This is a genomic window from Thalassospira profundimaris, assembly GCF_003326795.1.
GTDB lineage: Bacteria > Pseudomonadota > Alphaproteobacteria > Rhodospirillales > Thalassospiraceae > Thalassospira > Thalassospira profundimaris_C.
Genome location: NZ_JPWI01000018.1, coordinates 20,078 through 41,176, shown reverse-complemented (window position 1 = coordinate 41,176; position 21,099 = coordinate 20,078). Strand labels below are relative to the sequence as shown.

General features: G+C 55.2%; 16 protein-coding genes. 6 read left to right on the top strand and 10 right to left on the bottom strand.

The annotated features are described in order from the left end of the window. Positions 1-12 precede the first annotated feature (12 nt). Together TH30_RS20505 and TH30_RS20500 are read right to left on the bottom strand one after the other, a co-directional pair. A complete protein-coding gene (locus tag TH30_RS20505; RefSeq protein WP_114099948.1) occupies positions 13-438 on the bottom strand; it encodes a tripartite tricarboxylate transporter TctB family protein in 426 nt (141 codons plus the stop codon). 157 nt (positions 439-595) lie between these two features. Then, positions 596-1,642 carry a type 2 periplasmic-binding domain-containing protein gene (locus TH30_RS20500; RefSeq protein WP_114099947.1) on the bottom strand — a complete coding sequence of 349 codons (1,047 nt, stop codon included), beginning with the start codon at positions 1,640-1,642 and terminating at the stop codon, positions 596-598. A 361-nt stretch (positions 1,643-2,003) separates the two neighbouring features. Between TH30_RS20500 and araD the strand changes: the two genes are divergently transcribed. The 4 genes from araD (at position 2,004) to TH30_RS20480 (ending at position 7,085) form a co-directional block, all read left to right on the top strand. After that, positions 2,004-3,749 (top strand): L-arabinonate dehydratase, encoded by a 1,746-nt coding sequence (gene araD / locus TH30_RS20495; RefSeq protein ID WP_114099946.1) that lies wholly within the window; start codon positions 2,004-2,006, stop codon positions 3,747-3,749. A gap of 95 nt (positions 3,750-3,844) precedes the next feature. After that, positions 3,845-4,756 (top strand): dihydrodipicolinate synthase family protein, encoded by a 912-nt coding sequence (locus tag TH30_RS20490; protein ID WP_114099945.1) that lies wholly within the window; start codon positions 3,845-3,847, stop codon positions 4,754-4,756. Positions 4,757-4,784: 28 nt separating this feature from the next. Further along, complete coding sequence (locus TH30_RS20485; RefSeq protein ID WP_114099944.1) at positions 4,785-6,299, top strand: aldehyde dehydrogenase (NADP(+)); 1,515 nt, start codon at positions 4,785-4,787, stop codon at positions 6,297-6,299. Positions 6,300-6,359: 60 nt separating this feature from the next. Next, a complete protein-coding gene (locus TH30_RS20480; protein ID WP_114099943.1) occupies positions 6,360-7,085 on the top strand; it encodes a ribonuclease activity regulator RraA in 726 nt (241 codons plus the stop codon). Between the two features lie 79 nt (positions 7,086-7,164). Here the strand turns inward: TH30_RS20480 and TH30_RS20475 are convergent, their stop codons facing one another. The 5 genes from TH30_RS20475 to xylF form a co-directional block, all read right to left on the bottom strand. After that, a complete protein-coding gene (locus TH30_RS20475) occupies positions 7,165-8,409 on the bottom strand; it encodes an ROK family transcriptional regulator (RefSeq protein WP_114099942.1) in 1,245 nt (414 codons plus the stop codon). Between the two features lie 114 nt (positions 8,410-8,523). Further along, positions 8,524-9,705, bottom strand: a complete 1,182-nt coding sequence (locus TH30_RS20470; RefSeq protein ID WP_114099941.1) for a fumarylacetoacetate hydrolase family protein — start codon at positions 9,703-9,705, stop codon at positions 8,524-8,526. Then, positions 9,702-10,568 (bottom strand): ATP-binding cassette domain-containing protein, encoded by an 867-nt coding sequence (locus TH30_RS20465; protein WP_114099940.1) that lies wholly within the window; start codon positions 10,566-10,568, stop codon positions 9,702-9,704. The genes TH30_RS20470 and TH30_RS20465 overlap by 4 nt, the downstream gene beginning before the upstream one ends. Positions 10,569-10,579: 11 nt before the next feature. Beyond that, positions 10,580-11,845 (bottom strand): sugar ABC transporter permease, encoded by a 1,266-nt coding sequence (locus tag TH30_RS20460; protein WP_181850418.1) that lies wholly within the window; start codon positions 11,843-11,845, stop codon positions 10,580-10,582. Between the two features lie 101 nt (positions 11,846-11,946). Further along, on the bottom strand, positions 11,947-12,978 hold the full coding sequence (xylF, locus tag TH30_RS20455; RefSeq protein WP_114099938.1) for a D-xylose ABC transporter substrate-binding protein: 1,032 nt from the start codon (positions 12,976-12,978) through the stop codon (positions 11,947-11,949). 242 nt (positions 12,979-13,220) lie between these two features. On the opposite strand from xylF, the gene TH30_RS20450 reads away from it, so the two are divergent. Together TH30_RS20450 and TH30_RS20445 are read left to right on the top strand one after the other, a co-directional pair. Continuing rightward, positions 13,221-13,982: an SDR family NAD(P)-dependent oxidoreductase gene (locus TH30_RS20450; RefSeq protein ID WP_114099937.1), complete on the top strand. Its 762-nt coding sequence runs from the start codon at positions 13,221-13,223 to the stop codon at positions 13,980-13,982. A gap of 78 nt (positions 13,983-14,060) precedes the next feature. Further along, on the top strand, positions 14,061-16,223 hold the full coding sequence (locus TH30_RS20445) for a dihydroxy-acid dehydratase domain-containing protein (protein ID WP_114099936.1): 2,163 nt from the start codon (positions 14,061-14,063) through the stop codon (positions 16,221-16,223). A gap of 181 nt (positions 16,224-16,404) precedes the next feature. Here the strand turns inward: TH30_RS20445 and TH30_RS20440 are convergent, their stop codons facing one another. Genes TH30_RS20440 through TH30_RS20430 form a run of 3 tightly spaced genes read right to left on the bottom strand, consistent with a single transcriptional unit; the run spans position 16,405 to position 21,077 of the window. Continuing rightward, positions 16,405-17,871: an efflux transporter outer membrane subunit gene (locus tag TH30_RS20440; protein WP_114099935.1), complete on the bottom strand. Its 1,467-nt coding sequence runs from the start codon at positions 17,869-17,871 to the stop codon at positions 16,405-16,407. A gap of 15 nt (positions 17,872-17,886) precedes the next feature. Continuing rightward, positions 17,887-19,884, bottom strand: coding sequence for a MacB family efflux pump subunit (locus TH30_RS20435; protein ID WP_258548808.1), 1,998 nt, complete (start codon positions 19,882-19,884; stop codon positions 17,887-17,889). A 2-nt stretch (positions 19,885-19,886) separates the two neighbouring features. Next, positions 19,887-21,077 (bottom strand): efflux RND transporter periplasmic adaptor subunit, encoded by a 1,191-nt coding sequence (locus TH30_RS20430; RefSeq protein ID WP_114099934.1) that lies wholly within the window; start codon positions 21,075-21,077, stop codon positions 19,887-19,889. Between the last annotated feature and the right edge of the window lie 22 nt (positions 21,078-21,099).

Sequence of the window (21,099 nt, the reverse complement as noted above, 5' to 3'; positions counted from 1 at the left end):
GGACAGCACCCCTTATGGCAGCGAAATATTGAAAAGTTCGGACAGGATGTACCAGACGACACTCGGCGCGATCAGCGCATTGGCACCCGCGATCAGCAATGTTCGACGGCTGTGCTCGTGCAGATAAAGCGTGCTAAGCGCAAACAGAAACGGGATCGAGCACAGGTAAAATCCAAGTCCGGTATTCGGGAATAAATCCCCGACTTCCGGCATCGCCAGAAAATAGATCACGGTTAGTGCAATGGTCCCAAAGAACCGTCTGTGGTCGATGCCCGCGGGCCACCAGGTGCCGCTGGTCACGGTAGCAAGGATCGTACTGCCACGCGTGATCAGGATCGAAATGAACAATATTCCGAGGATTACGGCGATAATCGTCGGGAAAATCATGTGCGACGTGTTGAAATCAACCGTCACATGAAAGGGGGAGTCAAACGACATGGGACGCCTCCGGATGTGCCTGTTTTCCCCATGGTACGGAATTCCAGATGGAATGGAATTGGTCCGGGGTGTCTATTCGGCAAGTGGCGGCGGGTTTTGAAATCCGCCGGATCAGGCGAAAGTGGCCCGGCATTGAAATGCCGGGCCAACCGGGAAGTCAGTTGGTTGCAATCGCGTCGATGACCTGACGGTATTCGTCGCGCTTTTCCTTCAGATATGCCGATGCTTCAGCCTGCGGCTTGTAGTTCGGGATGAAGAAGGATGCTTTCTGCGTTTTCTGGATCTCGCCTTCGGCATAGATTTCCTTCAGTGCATTGTCGATGGCGGCAATCTGTTCTGCGTCCATGTCCTTGTTGAACAGAAGGAAGAATTCCTTGTCGAAGGTGAAGTTCTTTTTGCCGTCAAAAGTCACATTCACATTCGGTGTGGTGAAAGCCAGAAGCTCATCGCGCGAGGTATCGCCCATGCCTTCCGGATTTGCCTGTTCAATGGTTTCTTCGCGTGCGGTCAGCCAGATGAAGCGCATTGCTTTCTGGTCATCATTGGCAAGCTGAGTGAATTGTTCGTTCGCCTGAACCGAACCGTTGATCACATCAGCCTGACCATCAAACATCAGCTGGTTTTTATCAGCTTGCGAACCGGTATTGACCGGAACGATGTTTTTTTCGGAGCCCGGGTTCATGATCTTGGCAGCGTTTTTCATGGCCGAGAAGCCGATTTCCGAAACGCCACCGGCCTGAATGGCAACACGAACGCGCTGACCGGATGCGGCGGCGGCAAGGACGTCTTCCATCGACTGCATCGGCGAGTTTTTGGCAACCAGATAAGCGTTGCCCGGATTGATCGCGACCGTCGGGCCGACGACGTAGTTTTCAAAGATATCGTCATAGCCGCGAACGCCATACAGGTTCGCAAGATAGGACTGATCGTGGAAGATCATAATGGTGGTGCCGCGCGAATCGCGCTGTAGTGCCTTGAATGCCTCGCTCGCGCCAACGGCATCAACCTTCACATTGATGTCGAGTTTCTTGGACAGGGATTCGGCAACGATTGCGCTGTTCTGATAGGTATCGCCGCCGGTCGATTTCGACCCGATAACAAGGCGGATGTTGCTTGGCAGATCAGCAGCTGAAGCCAAAACTGGCGAGGCAACCATGGCAGCAAAACCTGCAGCAGCAGCGATGGATTTAAAAAGTCCGGTCATAAGATTCCTCCCGAATGACGCATTCCTGAATGGTGGGGATGTCCCCGTTGTGCCAGATGGTGTGGTTCCCATAAGGCGTTGGTGTTGCTTGTTCTTGTTGCTTGTTCTTATTGTTAGGTCACTTGTAAAATTTCAAGCGTTATGTATGCGCATACATAATTTGATACATCTTGCGTAAAATCCTGTCAATCGCTGAATCTATCGGCATTTTTGCGCATGATGTTTCTTTGGTTTTGGCATGTAAGTTCACTTGACATCTTGTAAGTGTATGCGCATACATAAACCATTAATCAAAAGTACAGGCCGCCCGGGTTGCGCCCAGAGGCAAAATTGGTGGCGGTCGAATGACGGGAGGAACGCCATGTCCGACAAAAACAGAAAATCCGCGGAAGATCTCAGAAGTGCGCGCTGGTTTGCGCCTGACGATCTTCGCTCGTTCGGGCATCGATCACGCCTGATGCAGATGGGCCTCGATCCCGAAGACTGGACCGGTCGCCCGGTGATCGGCATCCTCAATACCTGGTCGGAAATCAATCCGTGCCATTTGCATTTCCGTGAGCGCGCTGCTGACGTCAAAAAGGGTGTGCATCAGGCCGGTGGTTTTCCGGTTGAACTCCCGACGATTTCGGTTGATGAATCCTTCACCAAGCCGACCTCGATGCTGTATCGCAACCTGCTTGCCATGGAGACCGAGGAAATGATCCGGTCCCACCCGCTTGATGGTGTGGTTCTGATGGGCGGTTGCGATAAAACCACGCCGGGTCTGGTGATGGGCGCGCTTTCGGCTGGTGTGCCGATGATCTATCTGCCTGCGGGCCCGATGCTGCGCGGCAACTATGCCGGTAAAATCCTTGGTTCGGGTTCGGATGCCTGGAAATACTGGGATGAACGCCGGGCTGGTAACATCAGTGACGAGGAATGGGTGGGGGTCGAGGGCGGCATTGCCCGTTCATACGGTCACTGCATGACCATGGGGACCGCATCGACCATGACCGCCATTGCCGAGGCCATGGGGCTTTGCCTTCCGGGTGCGTCTTCGATCCCGGCACCTGATGCCGGACATATTCGTATGTCGACCCAGTGTGGCCGTCGTATTGTTGATATGGTCTGGGAAGACCTGACCCCGAACAAGATTGTCACCCCCCAATCTGTCCGCAACTCGGCTGTGGTTGCGATGGCGACCGGTTGTTCGACCAATGCAGTTGTTCATTTGCTTGCCATGGCGCGTCGCGCCGGGATCAAGATCACCCTTGATGATCTTGATGAACTTGGTCGCACCACACCGCTGATCGCCAATATTCGCCCGTCGGGCACAGGCGACTACCTGATGGAAGATTTCTATTATGCCGGGGGGCTGCGCGCCCTGATGGCCCAGCTTGGCGATAAACTTGATACCTCGGTTACCACCGTGACCGGCAAGACACTTGCCCAGACGCTCGAAGGCGCGACGGTTTACAATGATGATGTCATCCGTCCGCTGTCCAATCCGGTTTATCATGAAGGATCGCTTGCGGTTCTGCGGGGTAATCTGTGTCCGGATGGCGCGGTGATCAAGCCTGCTGCCTGCGATGAACGGTTCCGCAACCATCAGGGCCCGGCACTTGTCTTTGACAGCTATCCTGAAATGAAAAAGGCGGTGGATGACGAAAATCTCGATATCACGCCAGATCATGTAATGGTGTTGCGTAATGCCGGTCCGCTTGGTGGTCCCGGTTTCCCGGAATGGGGCATGCTGCCCATCCCCAAGGCGCTGATCAAACAGGGCCATCGTGACATGCTGCGCATTTCGGACGCGCGTATGTCAGGGACGTCATATGGTGCCTGCGTGCTTCATGTTGCACCGGAATCCTATATTGGTGGTCCGCTCGCTCTTTTGAAAACCGGTGACATCGTCAAACTTGATCTTGATAGCCGCCGTCTGGACATGCTGGTTGACGAGGACGAGCTTGAACGTCGTCGTGCTGCATGGCAGGCGCCGGAACCCCGCTATCAGCGTGGCTATGGCTGGATGTTTGGCAAACATGTCACCCAGGCCAATGAAGGCTGCGACTTTGACTTCCTGTCGCCGGAATTTGGTGAAACCGCGGGCGAGCCGGATATTTTCTAGGCTTGCCGCCAGACCAGAAACAGACGCAAGGGATGGGGTGGTTGAATGCGCCCCGTCCCCGAAACACGAACCAAACCAATCAGGGATATCGATCCATGGCACTTTCCAAAGCCGATCTGCGTGGCGTGCTGTCGGGTATTTCCGGCATTCTCGTAACGCCCTATGACGAGAATGGCGATCTTGCACCGGCCAAGCTGAAACCGATCATTGATCGGGCATTGTCTGCGGGCGTTCATTTTCCGGTCGTCAATGGCAATACCGGCGAGTTTTATGCGCTGACCACGGATGAAGCCATCACCATGGTCAAATCGGTTGCCGAGATGCTCGATGGGCGTGCGCCGATGCTGGCCGGTATCGGGCGCGGAGTGCGTGATGCCTGTGCGCTGGCCAAGGCATCTGCCGAAGCAGGTGCGGAGGCCCTTATGATCCATCAGCCGCCAGATCCCTTTGTCGCCCCGCGTGGTGTTGTCGAATATATCAAGCGCATCGCCGATGCTTCGGGCGGTCTTCCGATGATGCTGTATCTGCGCAATGACACCATCGGCACCAAGGCCATTGCCGATCTCTGTGCCATCGAAGGTGTGGCTGGTGTCAAATGGGCAACGCCCAATGCCATGAAGCTGTCCGAGGCGATCAATGCCTGTGATCCCGATATTGTCTGGGTTGGTGGTTTGGCTGAAACTTGGGCACCGGCATTCTATGCGGTGGGTGCGCGTGGTTTTACATCGGGCCTTATTAACGTTTGGCCGGAACGTTCGATGGCAATTCACGCTGCCCTTGAGGCCGGTGACTATGCCATGGCCCGCGGTCTGATCCGCGATATGAGTGCCTTTGAAGAAGTCCGTGCCGAAGAAATGAACGGTACGAACGTGACCGGTGTCAAAGCAGCCCTTAAACTGCTGGGGGATGATTGTGGTGCGACGCGCCCGCCATCCGCATGGCCGTTGACCGATGCGCAGCATGACAAGCTGGTTGGCTTCATGCGTCTGAACAATCTTGTGAAATAAGCGGCCCTGCCGCACAGAGGAGACATCCATGTCCTATACCCTGACAGGAAAACATCTGATCGCGGGCGACTGGGTTGCAGGTAGCGCGACCTTCCAGTCCGAACCGGCCCACGGTCCGGCCAATACTTTCCCGGTCGGTACGCCAGAACTGGTCGATCAGGCCGCCAAGGCTGCCGAGGAAGCCTTCTGGACCTTTGGCTATTCCACCCGCGAGGAGCGCGCCAAGTTCCTCAATACCATCGCCGATGAGATTGATGCGCGCGGCGATGAAATCACCGAAATCGGCACCCAGGAAACCGGCCTTCCCGAAGCCCGCCTTCAGGGCGAACGTGGTCGGACAGTCGGTCAGCTGCGTCTGTTTGCCAGCCACATCCTTGATGGTGCCTATCTGGATCGTCGTTATGACGAAGCATTGCCTGATCGTGCGCCGCTGCCGCGTCCTGACCTGCGCCTGATGCAGCGCCCGATTGGTCCGGTGGCCGTATTCGGGGCGTCGAACTTCCCGCTGGCGTTTTCAGTTGCTGGTGGTGATACTGCATCTGCACTGGCGGCGGGTTGCCCGGTCGTGGTCAAGGGCCATTCCGCCCATCCGGGTACGGGTGAAATCGTTGCCCAGGCCATTGATGCCGCGATCAGGAAATGCGGTGTCCATCCGGGCGTCTTCAGCCTTATTCAGGGCGGCAAACGTGATGTTGGTCAGTCCCTGGTGCAGCATCCGCTGATCAAGGCGGTCGGCTTTACCGGGTCGCTTGGTGGTGGTCGCGCACTGTTTGATCTGTGCGCAGCCCGTCCCGAACCGATCCCGTTCTTTGGCGAGCTGGGCTCGGTCAACCCGATGTTCCTGCTGCCAAAGGCAGTTGCGGCACGCGGTGAAGCGCTGGGTGCTGGCTGGGCCGGGTCGCTGACCATGGGGGCCGGGCAGTTCTGCACCAATCCGGGGATTGCCGTTGTCATTGATGGCCCGGATGCCGATGCCTTTGTCGCCTCGGCTAAGGAAGCCCTTTCGGGTGTGGCAGCCCAGACCATGCTGACCGATGGCATGGCCGAAACCTATCGCACAGGGGCCAAGCGCGTCGCGGCAACCGCGGGTGTGAAGGAAGTTCTGACCACGTCTTGCGATCTGCGCAATGCAACACCGTATCTGTTTGAAACCACCGGTGAAAACTGGCTGTCAAACCATGTGCTGGGTGAAGAGGTCTTTGGTCCGCTTGGTCTGGTGGTGCGGGTCAAGGATGTTGCGGAAATGCGGGCCATTGCCAAGGCACTTGAAGGTCAGTTGACCTGCACGCTCCATCTGGATGCAGGCGATGCCGCCGATGCGCGCTCGCTGATGCCGATCCTTGAACACAAGGCGGGCCGTGTTCTTGCCAATGGTTTCCCGACCGGGGTCGAGGTGTCCGACACCATGGTCCATGGCGGGCCATACCCGGCATCGACGAACTTTGGTGCGACATCTGTTGGCACCATGTCGATCCGTCGCTTCCTGCGTCCGGTTTGCTACCAGAACATCCCGACCGATGTTCTGCCTGCTGATATCGCGTAACTGCCTTTACCAAGATGCCGCCCGGCGCTTTGACGCCGGGCAAACCCACGGAGACAAAATATGAGTGATTATGTCCTGAGCAGTGCGACACGCGACAAGCTCAAGAAAATCAGCACCGCTTCGCTGTGCACAGCACTTTTCAAACGCAATCTGCGCAACCAGTTCATCCAGAATGTTCATCAGGTTGCCCCCAAGGATGAAAACATGGTTGGGCAGGCCTATACGCTTCGCTATATCCCGGCCCGCGAAGATCGCAATCCGATCGAGGTTTTCCGCGATCCGAACCATCCACAGCGCGTGGCGGTCGAACAATGTCCGGCCGGTCATGTTCTGGTGATGGATAGCCGCAAGGACGCACGCGCGGCGTCTGCCGGATCAATCCTTGTTACCCGCCTGATGAAACGCGGTGTCGAAGGTATCGTGACCGATGGCGGTTTCCGTGATGCCGAAGGCATTGGCAAGCTTGCCATTCATTCCTATCACTCCCGCCCGTCGGCGCCGACCAACCTGACCCTGCACGAGGCCTATGACCTTAATGTGCCAATCGGATGCGGTGATGCACCGGTATTTCCGGGCGACGTTCTGGTCGGGGACAAGGACGGTGTTGTCGTCATTCCGGCCCATCTCGCAGATGAACTTGCAGATGAATGTGCGGGCATGGAAAGCTTTGAGGACTTCGTTCTTGAAGAAGTCCTTTCAGGAAAACCGATCATTGGCCTTTATCCGGCAACCAAGGATGAAACCAAGGCCAATTACGAAGAATGGCGCAAGAAAAACGGGCGTTAATCCGCACGTTTCAAGTCATGGACGACAAAAGAAAGCCGCTCCGAACAGAGCGGCTTTTTTGTTCGTGGCATGCTTGTGGCTAGATCGTTGTGATGGCCTGAAACATGTTCTCGTCATGCCGCAAAAGGCTTTGCCCAATCGCCCCTTGCAGGGCCAGATCCTTGTCCCAGGCCAGATGGGTAATTTCGGGCCCGCGCCGTAATTCGGGAACCTGTGCCTGGGCAAGGCCCTGCATCAATTCCGGCTCCATCATGTCATAGGCGCGTGCGCCTGATCCGGTGATGAAAATCTGTTTGGGCCCCAAAAGGGCAATCAGATTGGCGATGCCATATCCCAGCACCTTGCCTGCATGGCGAAACAGATCCGCCAGATCCTCGTCGCCTGCGCGTGCGCGGGCAACCAGATCCATCATCTGTTCTTCACTTGGATGCAGGCTGTTCGTATCGGGAAGATCAATCAGGCCACGGGCATCGCGCAGAATGGCGTAATCCCCGATATAGGCTTCAAGACAACCGCGCTTGCCGCAATTGCAAAGCGGACCATCAGGTTGATATTTGGTGTGGCCGAACTCGGCGGCCGTACCAAAATCGCCATTATAGACCGACCCGTTCAGGACCAGTCCCATGCCGATGCCATAGCCCAGCATGATGACGGCAAAATCGCCACCACGATGCAGGTTGGTATTTTGCGAAATGGCGGTGGCGATACAGTTGGCATCGTTTGACATTTGCACGATGCCGCCAAACCGTTCGCCCAGCGCCTTGGTCAGGGCGATGTTGCGACGACGAAGGGCGGGGGACCATATGATCTCGCCGCTATTGCTGTCACATACACCTTGTACCGCAATACTGATGCCTGCCGGTGGACGGGCCGAGAAATCCTTGTGCTCTTCGATAAACCCGTCGATCAGTCTGATCAGGGTTGCGATGAGTTCTTTCTCGTCAAGATCGCGGGTATTGATACTGTGTTCAGAGCTGCATTCGATCTCGCCCTTGAAATTGCCAAGGGCGATTTCGATCAGATTGATCGTGATCTTTACGCCAATAACGCAGGCAGCGGTGGGAACGAGGTCAAGCAGAACCTTGGGGCGACCGCGGGTGGATCCGCCATTCCCGTTGCTGCCGGTTCCGGTTGCTGTGCCCTGGCTTTCATGTACCAGCCCCTGTGCCATCAGGTCAGCGGTCAGCGATGTTACGGTCGCCGGGCTCAATCCCGTTGCGGTGCCGATATCGATACGTGCCGCGGGCCCGTGAATGCGCAAGTAACGCAGAATTGCGATCTGGGATGGCTGGCGTGGGGTGTCGGCTTCTGTACGGCGGCTCATGAAGCGGCTTAGTATCCTTTGGGATGGCAAGGCGGGCTTTTCGCCCGCCTTGTAAATATGGGCATTTTTTATCCCGTTTTGGCAAGGGGATAGAAGGGGCGTGTGTTCTGTATGTTACAGAAGTCCGCGTGCAGCCAGATTGGTCATCAGGGCGGTAATGCCAAAGTGCCAGGGATTGATGGCGTCCGACCGGTCAACCTGATTGATCAGCTTGCCAAGGGTTGGTGTCGAAATGGTGACCAGATCGCCCATTTCATGGGTAAAGCCCTTGCCTGCGCCACCGCGGTCATCTGTGGGCGCAAACATCGTGCCCAAAAACAGCATGAAGCCATCAGGATATTGATGGTGCTTGCCAATCGCCTGACCAACAAGGCTTTCGGGTGTGCGGCTGATCTGGCTCATCGAGCTCACCGCATCAAGGTGATAGCCATCCATGCCGTCAACGGCCATGGCGATATCTGCGGCCTTGACGGTTTCAAGCGTGAAGTTGTCGTCAAACAGGCGAATGAACGGGCCGATCGCGCAAGAACCGTTATTGTCCTTGGCCTTGCCCAGAAGCAATGCGGATCGACCTTCGACATCACGCAGATTGACGTCATTGCCAAGGGTCGCGCCGACAATCTTGCCTTTGGACGTGACGGTCAGGACAACTTCGGGTTCCGGGTTGTTCCAGTTTGAAATCGGATGGAGACCGACATGCGCTCCATGGCCGACTGCGGACATCACCGGTGACTTGGTAAAGATTTCCGCATCCGGTCCGATGCCCACTTCAAGATATTGCGACCATGCACCTTTTTCGATCAGGACGCTTTTGATCTCGGCGGCCTTTGCCGAGCCCGGTTCAATCTGTGACAGGTCATCACCGATGATGCCGGTGATTTCGGTTCTGATCTGGTCGGCTTTGCTGGCGTCACCGCGTGCCTGTTCCTCGATCACGCGTTCCAGCAGGCTGGCGACAAAAGTCACGCCGCTTGCCTTGATCGCCTGAAGGTCGTTGGGGCTCAGAAGATGGGCGGTTTTGGTGTCTGTGCCCGGACGTGACTGTTCAAGAATGTCGCTCAGTGACGCTGCTGTCGGGAAGCTTGCCGGATTGGACAGGCGCGCAATCAGGTCATCGCGTTCAAGCAACTGGCTGATCGTCGGGGCAAGATTGCTGATATCGCGCAGATTTTCGCCATCAACCAGAACCGGGGTCGGGCCGGAAACCCGCGGGTCCCAAATGCGCCCGATCAGAATTGCACGATTGGCATCGTGGGGCAGGATATCGGATTGGTTTACCGGAAAGCCTAGGGTCATTGGGTGTTCTCGCTTGTTTCGCTTTGATGTGCGGTGCTTGCAGGAGGCAATCCGTCCGGTGCGCCGGGGGCGTTGGTCGCCCCGGGTCCGGCCAGATGCAATAGATGTTCGGGCATCTTGCCCAGAATGATCATGCCAAGAACGTCATCATGGGTGACATCTTCTGTGCGGACACTGCCGACCAGTTTTCCGTTTTTCATCACATGCAGGCGGTCGGAAAGATCAAACACATCATGAAGATCGTGACTGATCAACAATATACCGAGCCCGTCACGTTTCAACTGATCAATCAGTTCGCCGACCATCTTTGTTTCATGCACGCCAAGGGCCGCACATGGTTCATCCATGATAAGAACGCGGGCTTCAAACAGAAGGGCGCGCGCAATCGCAACCGATTGCCGTTGCCCGCCTGACAGGGCCGAAACGGGGGAGGTGAATTTTTTGAAATTCGGATTCAGACGATGAAGAACCTCACGGGCCTTGTGTTCCATCGCCGCGTCATCAAGGAAACCGAACCGGTCGATGATCTCGCGCCCCAGAAACAGGTTCTGGGCTGCATCCAGATTATCGGCAAGTGCCAGATTCTGATAGATCGTCTCGATATTGTTGTCCCGGGCATCGCGGGCGTTCTCGATTTTGGCTTCCTTGCCATCGACAATGATCTGCCCGCTATCGGCCTGATATGCACCCGAAAGGATCTTGATCAGGGTCGATTTGCCAGCGCCATTATGGCCCAGTACCCCGACAACCTCGCCGGGATAAAGGTCAATCGAAACGCCGTCGACCGCCTTGACCCCGCCAAAGCTGATATGGATATCGCGCATTTCGACAAGCGGATCTTTATTCATCTCTGTGGTCGTCATATCCGGTCTCCTTACGCGGTCGGGTCGCTGTAACGACGGTGGAAATACTTGTCGCTAAAGACGGCCAGAACAAGAACCAGCCCGATGACAATACTTTGAAGGGATGTATCCACACCCAGAAGCGCCATGCCGCTTTGCAGGCTTTGCATGACAAGAGCACCAATCAGCGCACCGTAAATTGTGCCAACACCGCCCGCAAGCGACGTGCCGCCAATCACAACGGCCGCAATCACGCGCAATTCATCAAGTGTACCCAGATCGTTGCCGGCAGACTGCAGGCGGGCTGATGATATCGCTGCGCTGATTGCGCACAGGACGCCCATCAGGGCAAAGACGGCAACGGTCATGCGTTTGACATTGATCCCGGCAAGCTCGGCTGCCTGCGGGTTGCCGCCAATCGCAAAGATATAGCGACCAAACCGGGTGCGCTTGACGACAATGGTCAGAACAATCGCAACAAGCGCAACGATCAGAAGCGGGATCGGAATGCCGTGCGAGATTTCAAGATTTTCCGGGGTGACCGGAATGCCCTTGTTCTCAAGCAGGCGCTCGGCGGCGCGAATTGGCAGGTGATAGGCGTTAAGGGTCGTGATTACAGCAAGAACCAGACCGGCCTTGATGATGGTGTTGGTATATTCAGCCCAGATCGGTTTGACCGGGAATTCAAAAGAAAGACGACGGCGGCGTTCCATGATGGCGGCATAAATGATCGCAAGAATGGCAATCAGAGCCACGATCCAGCTCCAAGTCGCGCCAATCGTACCTTCGATGCCGCCGCCCAGAAGAATGTAGTTATGGTCAAGCGGGGCTACTGTGCGTCCTTGTGTGACCCACCATGCCGATCCGCGCCAGACCAGAAGGCCGCCAAGCGTGACAATAAAGGCCGGAACACCAAGATACCCAACGGCAACGCCCTGCAATCCGCCAATAGCCGCACCAAGAGCGATGCCGATCAGAAGGGTCAGGATCCAGGTGGCCGGATGATTGTAATCCAGAAACTGTGGCAGAAGATCGGTCTGAACGACCCCCATGATCATTGCCAGAACACCAAGAATGGCGCCGACCGAAAGGTCGATATGCCGGGTGACAATGATCAGAACCATCCCGCAGGCCATCACGGCAACGGATGCCGTCTGAACCGACAGGTTAAAGATGTTGCGCGGGGTAATAAAACGCCCGCCCGATGCGATATCAAAACCGATCCAGATGACCAGCAGAACAACGGCAAGGCCAACCAGTCGGCGGTCGACTTCCATTTTAGAAAGTAGTCGTGACATGAAAACGCTCGTAAGGCAGCGGGGCCGACATGCTGTAATCTGCGCACGGCAACAGCAGCCGACCCCGGGTTAAGCTAGGCATAAGGAACTAAAAGCGAACCTTAGTTGCAGGCAGATACCTTGCCGCTCGGAACGCCTTTGCATACGACGTCTTTGGAAACCCAGCCGGCATCAATCACCAGATCAAGCTTGTTCTGGGTGATCGCAACCGGATCAAGGAAGAAGGATTTCATGGTTACGCCATTCGGGCTGTTCCAGTCCTCGGTGCCCGGAACTTCGCCAAGCTTGGTGCCCTTGGCCAGCTTGACTGCGATCTCGGCAGCCTGCTTGCCCAGAAGACGTGCGTCTTTCCAGACCGAAACCGTCTGGGTGCCAAGTGCAACACGGTTCAGCGCAGCATGGTCACCATCCTGACCGGACACCGGAATGCCCTGCATGCCTTGTGCGGAAAGGGCGGCAACCACACCGCCAGCCGTGCCGTCGTTGGAGGCAACAACTGCATCGACCTTGTTATCCGCAGCGGTCAGGAACTGTTCCATGTTGCGCTGAGCAATGGCCGGCTGCCAGCTGTCGGTATAGGCCTCGCCGACAACCTTGATGGCACCGGAATCAATCGCTGCCTGAAGAACCTCAAGCTGACCTTCGTGAAGGATGTTGGCGTTCGGGTCGGTCGGTGCGCCCTTGATGAAGACGTAGTTGCCCTTGGGCTGTGCGCCAAATACGGCTTCGGCCTGAAGGCGTCCGACTTCCTTGTTGTTGAAGGTAATGTAGTAGGCGTTCGGATTTTCGATCAGGCGGTCATAGCCAACCACCGGAATGCCTTCGTTCAGTGCCTGTTCGACGGCCGGGCCGATCGATGCGGAATCCTGTGCCAGAACGATCAGTGCATCAGCACCGCGTGCAATCAGGCTTTCAATATCGGCAAGCTGTTTGGACGGATTGCTCTGTGCGTCGGCACTGATGTATTCCGCGCCAGCAGCTTCGAGAGCGGCCTTGATTGCGCCTTCATCGGTTTTCCAGCGTTCTTCCTGGAAGTTCGACCAACTGACACCAACCGTCAGGTCAGCGGCAAAGGCATTGGCAGACAGCAGTACGGTACCGGCCAGCATGGCCGTTGAAAGGAGTTTTTTCATCGGTTTCTTCCCTGAATGAGTGTGTCTTGTGATGACATTTATTTTTGTTGTCGAAAAAATGTTGACGCGAAGTGAGCGTCCTGTCAAATTTTTTTTAGTGAATAAATTAAAAACTGACCTTTAGACGATCAAATTGACCCTAAACCGGGTATCTTCAGTTGATTTTGGCTGTTTTGTTCATGGTGCACTGCATCATTTAATTTGGTTGCCTAAAATAAAACAAAGAGATGACAGGGAACGTTATGACAGCGAGTTATCACGACATTGACGGGAAATCCGTGCTTGTAACCGGCGGTGCGTCGGGGATCGGGGCTTCTATTGTCCGTGCATTCTGTGCCCAGGGGGCACGTGTCGGATTCTTCGATATTGATGACGATGCAGCGCAAAAGCTGATTGACTCGATCCGCGACGAAACAGGTGTCGCACCTGTCTACAAATCGCTTGATTTGCGCATGCAAACGGCGATTCCCGGCGCCGTTCGCGAAATATCTTCCGCCATTGGAACCATTGATGTTCTGGTCAATAACGCGGCCCGCGATGATCGTCACTCCCCCGAAGATGTCGGACCTGATCAATGGCGCGACGGGCTCGATGTCAACCTGAACCATCATTTCTTCTGTGCGCAGGCCGTGGCACCGGGCATGAAGGAAAAGGGGGCTGGCAGCATCATTAATTTCAGTTCCGTAAGTTATATGATGGGGCTGCCTGACCTTGTGACCTATGAAACCGCAAAGGCCGGGATCATTGGTCTGACCCGTGCTTTGGCGCGTGATTGGGGGCATGACGGTATTCGCGTCAATGCCGTGACGCCGGGCTGTATCATGACGCAGCGACAGCTGGATCTTTGGATTTCGCCCGAGGACGAGGAACGCATTCAGCAACAGCAATGCGTCAAGCGTCGACTGGTTGGTGATGATGTTGCGCAGATGGTGTTGTTTCTGGCCTCTGATGTGTCATCGGCCTGTTCTTCGCAAAACTTCATTGTGGATGGCGGCATTGTCTGATTAATGGCAAAGTCAGACAGATAGCCCTGCCGTTTCACCTTTCACGTCCGTTTTCGCTTCGATTGAGAAACATCCATTATGTCGCCCACGAACCTGCCCGCATCTCCGATCATCATTGATGAAAAAGCCAACCCGTATCGCGATTGTATTCAGGGTCTCGCCAATCAGCCGATCACGGTTGTCAAGTTGCTGCGCGATGCGGTCAATGAAAATCCGGTGGTTGCGCGCGACCGCAGTTTCGCTGTGCCGGAAATAAAGGATGTGGTCGGGCGACTGGTCGAAAACCGGCCGCGCATCGCAATCATTGGCGGGGCACCCGATCATCCGGCTCATCTTCTGGATCGGCCTCAGGCCCTGATGGCGGCAATCCGCATATGGGAAATGGGCGGGGTGCCGTTTCTGTTTCATGTGCCGGTCATCTGTGATGGCACGGCGCAAAACAATATCGGGCAAAGCTACTCGCTGGCATCGCGCAATCACACGGCTGCTGCCGTCAATATCACGTTTGAAGGCCACAGTTATCACGCGGCCTATGTGATTGCAGGCTGCGACAAATCCCCCGCTGCGGTTGTTGCCGGACTGGCCGCAGCCGATCATGCGCGTGCCTATCGCGGGGATCAGGCCCCGGTCTGGGCGGTCTTTGCGCCGTCACATGTTCTCAAGGGCGGGGAAATTCCCGAAGGCACGCGACGGATGCTTGATCAAATCGCGTCAGACGCCGATCAGGCCGGACATGATGATCTGGGCTCCGATATTCGCGAAAACATGCGCTATATCCTGCAATGCACCTCGGACGAGGCTTTTGCCGGGCTGCTTGAACGCGCAAGATTGCTGGGGCTGATTGATGCCGGTCTTGAGCGCCGTGTACTTGATCAGCTTGCGGCTGCAACATGCGATTCAAAGGGCGGAATTTGTGCCTTTAACGGCACGGGCAATTCGTCGCGCACCATGTTGGCGGCCTTTGGTCTGACCCCGCCGGAACTCGAACTTCTGACCGATGTGCCACCCTTTAGTGCCGTGGCCGTGGGTCTTGATGCGCTGTTTAATGTTTTCAACAAGCCGGAATATGCGGTTGGCAATTTGTTGAAATCCAACTTTGCCAATTTCGTGCGCATCCATAATGCGACGGGATCAAGCAGTAACATGCTTTTGCATCTGCCTTTCATGATGCGCTATGCCGGGTTCGATGTATCGATTGATGATTATCAGGATGTCCGCACGAATACGCCGGTACCGGAAATCTTCGCCCATAGCCTGACTGAAAATCGCGATACCTTTGTCCTGGCCCGGCAAATGGCCGAGGGTAAAAATCGCGGCATGGAAAGCATCTATCGCATTCTGGCTGATCTGGGTGTGGCGATGGATCTGGATGCACCAACGGTTCTTGGAAAATCCTGGGCCGAACGGATTGCCGGTCTGGAAAATCCGGTTGATTTGGCCCTTGGTGATGCATCGGTTATTCGTGCGACCCCGGTTCGCAGTCGGTCCGGGGTGGATGTGATCACCGGCAGTTTCTTCGAAAATTGCGCGGTCAAGACGTCGGGTATGAGCGACCATTTGCTGTCGCATTTCGACGACCATGTTTTCATCGTTCGCTATTACGAGAACGAACATGTCTGTAACGGTGATTTCGCATCACCTGATCTGGTCACGCGCCTGATTGAAACCGATGGGGTGGATGAAGACCTGATTGCTGCGGTCGTGCGCCGCAATGGCGGCAATAATGTGGATATGGATGCCCCCAAAGACATGCTGGCGCAGGGGCACTTGTCCTTTGCCTTTGTGATCGGCGGGCAGGGGCCCGAAGCCTATGGCATGCCTGAAATGTTTTCCCCATCCCAGAATTTGCGCCATCACCGCATTCTTGAAGCATCCTCAATGCTGATCACCGACGGGCGCTATTCCGGGGTGACCAAGGGGGCCTGTATCGGCCATATGGTGCCCGAAGCCTTTGCCGGTGGCGGGATCGGATATTTGCGTGACGGGGATGTGTTGCGTCTTAACCTGACGACCCTGAAACTCGACTGGCTTGATCCGGTGGCCTTCCTGAAAGGCGAAGAACGTGCTGCCGATCCGCGGGATATGAAGGAACGGGCCGAACTGTTCGAAGGGCGGATGCGGCGGATGGAAGCCCGGCAATGTGATATCGCGGCAAGTAACGTCCTTGATGCGATTGGAAATGCTGCGCGCGGCATCGTCCCACGCGCAGTTGACCGCCGTGCAATCAAGTCCTGGCGTTGAAATCTTTTGTGGACCACGATCAAAGGTAACCTCGCTTGTGGAAAGCAGGTTCGACTCTCGAACCGTCATAACAAGGGCCGCAAAACACAGTCCGCCACCAGCTATCATCAGCACTCGTCCGAGGAACGGAGCTTTTTCGTGCTTGAACAAAGGCATGTTGTGACCTTTCGATAATGGGTAATCAGGCCGAAGTGGACGGATCAGATGGCTCGGGGATTGTTGTCGTATCACCGCCAAGTGCTTGATAAAGCGTGATCAGATTGGTGATGCGATCAAGCTGGTTTTCCAGCAAGGTTTCCTCGGTGGTGCGGCGGTTTTCCTGAGCATCAAGCCAGTCCTGCATTCCAACGGCACCGGCCCGGAACCGGGTTTCATAGATGCTCTCGGCATTGCGTGATGCCTCAAGGGCGGCTTCAAGGCGTTCGGCGCGACGGTCATAATTGGTGCGCGCAGACAGAGCATTTTCCACATCCGCCATTGCCTGATAGGTGGTCTGGCGGAATTCGGTGATGGCCTGTTCATATTCGGCCTCGGATACATTGATGTTCAATTGTCCTTCATTCCAGTTCAGGAATGGCAAAGCCAGACTCGCGCCAAGGGTGCCAATCGGATTGGATAAAAGATTCTGGAGTTGATCACTGCTTGATCCCAATGTGCCGGTCAGGCTGATGGTTGGAAGCAAACTTGTTTTTACTGAATTTAGTTCTTCGACACTTTCGCGCAGGCGCATTTCCGCTGCCCGCACATCGGGCCGACGTTCAAGCAATTCAGATGGCAAACCTTCCGGGATAGAGGGCAGTATTCCAGCCGGAAGTGTTTTGCGAGTAATCTGGATATCGGACGGTGGCTGATTAAACAGAATCGAGAGCGCATTCTTGGTTTCGGTCAGGTTTTGTTCAATCACGCTATAGGCCGCGCGCTGGCTTTCAAGGTTGCTTCGCGCCTCGTTGACTTCCAGCGACGATGTCGAGCCTGACGCATATTGCACATCTACCAGATCAAATGTCTGCTGGGCGTAATCAATGCTGGCCTGCGCGATATCAAGGCGTTGCTGATAATAAACTGCCTGCCAGTAAAGGGTCGCGGTGGTCCCGATCAATGAAAGAGCGGTGCTTTCGCGATCTTCAATAGTAGCAAGTGCTTCCCACTTTGCCGCGTCATAGTCGTGACCAAGCTTGCCCCACAGATCAAGCTCATAGCTGATCCCGGCATCAAGGCCATAGTTTCGGGTGATGTCGCCATTGCTGCGATTGTCTTCGCTGTCAAACTGGCGCGATGTTGATGCATCCCCTTCCGTCGATAGATTGGGATAAAGTGCATCTTCGGCCAGTCCAGCCGTCAATTGTGCCTGACGCACTTTGATCGTAGCCGCCGCAAGGTCGTTATTGGTTTCAAGTGCCTTAGCAATCAGCTCATTGAGCTGGGTATCATCAAAATTCTTCCACCAACCGGTCTGTGCCAGGATATCGGTCCGTGTAGCTGCATCGGGATGTATACCCTCATTGGTGTTTGTGGCTGCGACGTCCGCGACATTCCACTGATCAGGCATCAGCATATCGGGCCGATTATAAGTAACCTCGGTCAGGCTCGAACAACCGGCCAGAACCAGTATGGAAAGGATCGTTCCGGTTTTCAGAATGTTTTTCATGATGATTGTTCTTTCTTAGTCGCGCGATAACGCATCGACAGGATCAAGTCGGGCCGCATTGCGAGCAGGCAAGAAGCCGAATGTGACGCCAATCAATGTTGCGCATGCAAAGGCACCGATAATGGAAGTGGGCGAATAGACCATCGAAAAACTGCTTCCGATCAGATCAAACAGTTCACCAATGCCAAGTGCGGTCAGAACACCGAGCCCCCCACCAAGAATGCAGACCAGCACCGCTTCGATCAGGAACTGGCGCAGGATGTCACTTTGGCGTGCGCCCACTGCCATGCGGACCCCGATTTCACCTGTACGTTCGGTAACGGAAACCAGCATGATATTCATCACGCCAATGCCACCGACGATTAGCGAGATCACTGCAATCGATGAAATCAGAAGCGTCATGGTGCTTGTGGTTTTTTCCACCGTCTGGCGGATGCTGTCGCTGTTAGTGGTAAAGAAGTCCTTGGTGCCATGGCGCTCGGTCAAAAGATCAATGATCTGCTTTTCGGCAATGGCCGGTTCGACATTGTCTGCAACACGCACCGTTATGCTGCTCAGATATGTTTGACCAAGAATACGTGTCAAAGCCGTGCTGTGCGGCACCCAAATATTCAAGGTGTCCTGATTGCCAAATGTGCTGGTTTTGGGTGCTGTAACACCAATGATCTGAACCGGCACCGACCCCAGAAGAATGACTTCACCCATCACGTCTTCACCCTTGGGAAAAAGTTTCTGGACCGTATTGTCATCTATGATGGCTACTTGGGCGCGCTTATTGATCGCGGTCTCATCAAACCAAATGCCATCGGCAATTTCATATCCGCGCACCCGGTAGTAGTCGGTTCCAACCCCAGTGACGTTGGCATTGACCTCGATATTGCGATACCGTAGGGCAACCGTGCTTGAAACCTGTGGCGTGACGCTGTCGACATAATACTGACTGGATAGAACTTCGGCGTCTCCCGCGGACAGGGTTCTGATCTGATCGGCGTCGCGATCACCGAAATCCTTGCCGCGATTGATGTCAATCGTGCTGGTACCGATACTGCTGATGTCCGACAGAATGCGTTCCTGTGATCCGGTGCCAAGGGCAACCACCGACACAACCGACGCGATGCCGATAATGATGCCAAGCATGGTCAGAAATGTACGCAAGCGATGGGCATTCATCGAGATCAACGACATCCTGAAAGCTTCGCCAAACCGGCTTAGCTGTGCGCGGAACAAATATTTCTTTGCACCAACAGCTTCAATGACCGGGCTGCCGGGTTTGGTTTCTGCCTTGGTGGTAATGCGTTCATCGCGGATGATTTCACCATCACGGATTTCAATGATGCGCTCTGCATGGGCTGCCACATCATGATCGTGGGTGACCAGAATGATGGTATGGCCGTCGCGATGAAGATCGCGCAACAGATCAAGGGTCTGCTTTCCGCTTGTGCTGTCAAGTGCACCGGTCGGTTCATCGGCCAGAATGACTTCGCCGCCATTCATGAGCGCACGCGCAATACTTACTCGTTGCTGTTGTCCGCCTGAAAGCTGACTTGGGCGGTGGTGAATGCGTTCGCCCAAGCCCACACGGGTCAGGATATCGGTTGCGCGTTGCGCGCGTTCTTCGGCATCTACCCCGGCATAGATCGCGGGAACTTCCACATTGCCAAGGGCTGTCAAATCCGAAAGCAGGTGATAGCGCTGAAAGATAAATCCGAAATATTCTCGGCGCAGGGCCGCTAGTTCATCGGGTTCCAGTTCGCCAGTTAGGCGACCATTGACGCGGTATTGGCCCTCCGTTGGACGATCCAGACATCCAAGGATATTCATCAAGGTCGATTTTCCTGATCCCGACGCACCAATGATCGCAACCATCTCGCCGCGCTCAATTGTCAGATCAATACCTTTAAGTACGGCGATCTGTGCATCGCCGGCCGGATAATGCCGCCACAGATTGCGGATTTCGATCAGTGGTGCAGTTGTCATGGATTGATTGCCATTGGTAATGTTGTCATCACGCATGATCAGAACATCCCGCTCTGGGGATTACGGCGTACCGGTGACGCGCTGGTCACATCCGCACCGCTTGCCTTGCCAATGACGATTTCATCTTCGACGGTGACTCCATCAATGATTTCGGCATTGACGTTGGTGTTAAGACCAACCGAGACCGTTCGGGGTTCGGGGTGCCCGTCCTTATTAATAACATCAAGAAAATAGCTGCCATCTGCGGCAGGACCCGACAGGGCAGCAGATGGCACGATCAGGGCGTTTTCCGATTTATTCAGAATGATGCTAACCTCGGCGGTCATCCATAACCGCAACAGATGGTCAGGGTTGGCAACGTCAAACAGGGCGTTGTAATAGACCGCCTCGTCATCGGTGTTTTCGTCATCATCCTCAATCGCGGTCGGGGCAGGTTCGATGGCGCGAAGGGTGCTTTGATAGACGGTGTTGGAATCTCCCAGAACCGTAAAGGTGACCGGAAGTCCCTTGTTGATGTGAATGATGTCAGCTTCGGAAACTTCGGCCTTGATGGTGACCGTATCAAGCTTGGCCAGTTTAATAATGGTCGGCGCGGACTGGGATGCGTTGACGGTCTGGCCTTCCTTGACGGGCAGGGCGACGACGGTTCCGTCCATGGGGGCGGTAATCTTGGTATAGCCAAGGTCAATACGCGCTGTATCAACCGCAATTTCTGCCTGTGTTATCTGGGCATTCAGGGCATCGATATCGGCCTTGGCAATGGCAAGGGTCGCCTCGGCTGCATCAAAATCCTCCTGCGGGGACGCATCAAGGGCGCGCATTTTCTTTTGCCGGGCAAAATCCAGTTCGGCCTGCTTTAATGTGGCCTGCTGTGCGGCAAGCTGGGCTTTGATATTGGCAAGAGATGCCTCGGCCTCGCGCAGGTCGTTTTCCTGCGTCGATGGATCGATTTCAGCAATCAGGTCGCCTTCAGTGATCTGATCACCAAGTTCCACATGAAGGACCCTGATCTGCCCGGAAACCTGTGCGCCGACACTTACAAGTTTCGATGCGCTAACCGTGCCTGCGGCAAGAACCGTGTCCTCAATCGTGCCAATCCGGGGCTTGGCGGTAATGAGGTTGGTTTCTGCATTGCTGGGGAATAGATAGGCTTGTAGTCCCCAAGCGGTACATGCAAGGGCTGCAATCGTGATTATGGTATAGCGGATGCGTTTTCCGGTTCTTCTCATCGGGCACTCGTTCCTGAAATTG

Coding starts and splice junctions, on each gene's coding strand:
- TH30_RS20490 (WP_114099945.1), top strand. CDS start 3,845: ATGGCACTTTCCAAAGCCGATCTGCGTGGCGTGCTGTCGGGTATTTCC.
- TH30_RS20465 (WP_114099940.1), bottom strand. CDS start 10,568: ATGACGACCACAGAGATGAATAAAGATCCGCTTGTCGAAATGCGCGAT.
- TH30_RS20440 (WP_114099935.1), bottom strand. CDS start 17,871: ATGAAAAACATTCTGAAAACCGGAACGATCCTTTCCATACTGGTTCTG.
- TH30_RS20505 (WP_114099948.1), bottom strand. CDS start 438: ATGTCGTTTGACTCCCCCTTTCATGTGACGGTTGATTTCAACACGTCG.
- TH30_RS20480 (WP_114099943.1), top strand. CDS start 6,360: ATGAGTGATTATGTCCTGAGCAGTGCGACACGCGACAAGCTCAAGAAA.
- TH30_RS20450 (WP_114099937.1), top strand. CDS start 13,221: ATGACAGCGAGTTATCACGACATTGACGGGAAATCCGTGCTTGTAACC.
- TH30_RS20430 (WP_114099934.1), bottom strand. CDS start 21,077: ATGAGAAGAACCGGAAAACGCATCCGCTATACCATAATCACGATTGCA.
- TH30_RS20475 (WP_114099942.1), bottom strand. CDS start 8,409: ATGAGCCGCCGTACAGAAGCCGACACCCCACGCCAGCCATCCCAGATC.
- TH30_RS20470 (WP_114099941.1), bottom strand. CDS start 9,705: ATGACCCTAGGCTTTCCGGTAAACCAATCCGATATCCTGCCCCACGAT.
- TH30_RS20445 (WP_114099936.1), top strand. CDS start 14,061: ATGTCGCCCACGAACCTGCCCGCATCTCCGATCATCATTGATGAAAAA.
- araD (WP_114099946.1), top strand. CDS start 2,004: ATGTCCGACAAAAACAGAAAATCCGCGGAAGATCTCAGAAGTGCGCGC.
- TH30_RS20485 (WP_114099944.1), top strand. CDS start 4,785: ATGTCCTATACCCTGACAGGAAAACATCTGATCGCGGGCGACTGGGTT.
- TH30_RS20500 (WP_114099947.1), bottom strand. CDS start 1,642: ATGACCGGACTTTTTAAATCCATCGCTGCTGCTGCAGGTTTTGCTGCC.
- TH30_RS20460 (WP_181850418.1), bottom strand. CDS start 11,845: ATGTCACGACTACTTTCTAAAATGGAAGTCGACCGCCGACTGGTTGGC.
- TH30_RS20435 (WP_258548808.1), bottom strand. CDS start 19,884: ATGCGTGATGACAACATTACCAATGGCAATCAATCCATGACAACTGCA.
- xylF (WP_114099938.1), bottom strand. CDS start 12,978: ATGAAAAAACTCCTTTCAACGGCCATGCTGGCCGGTACCGTACTGCTG.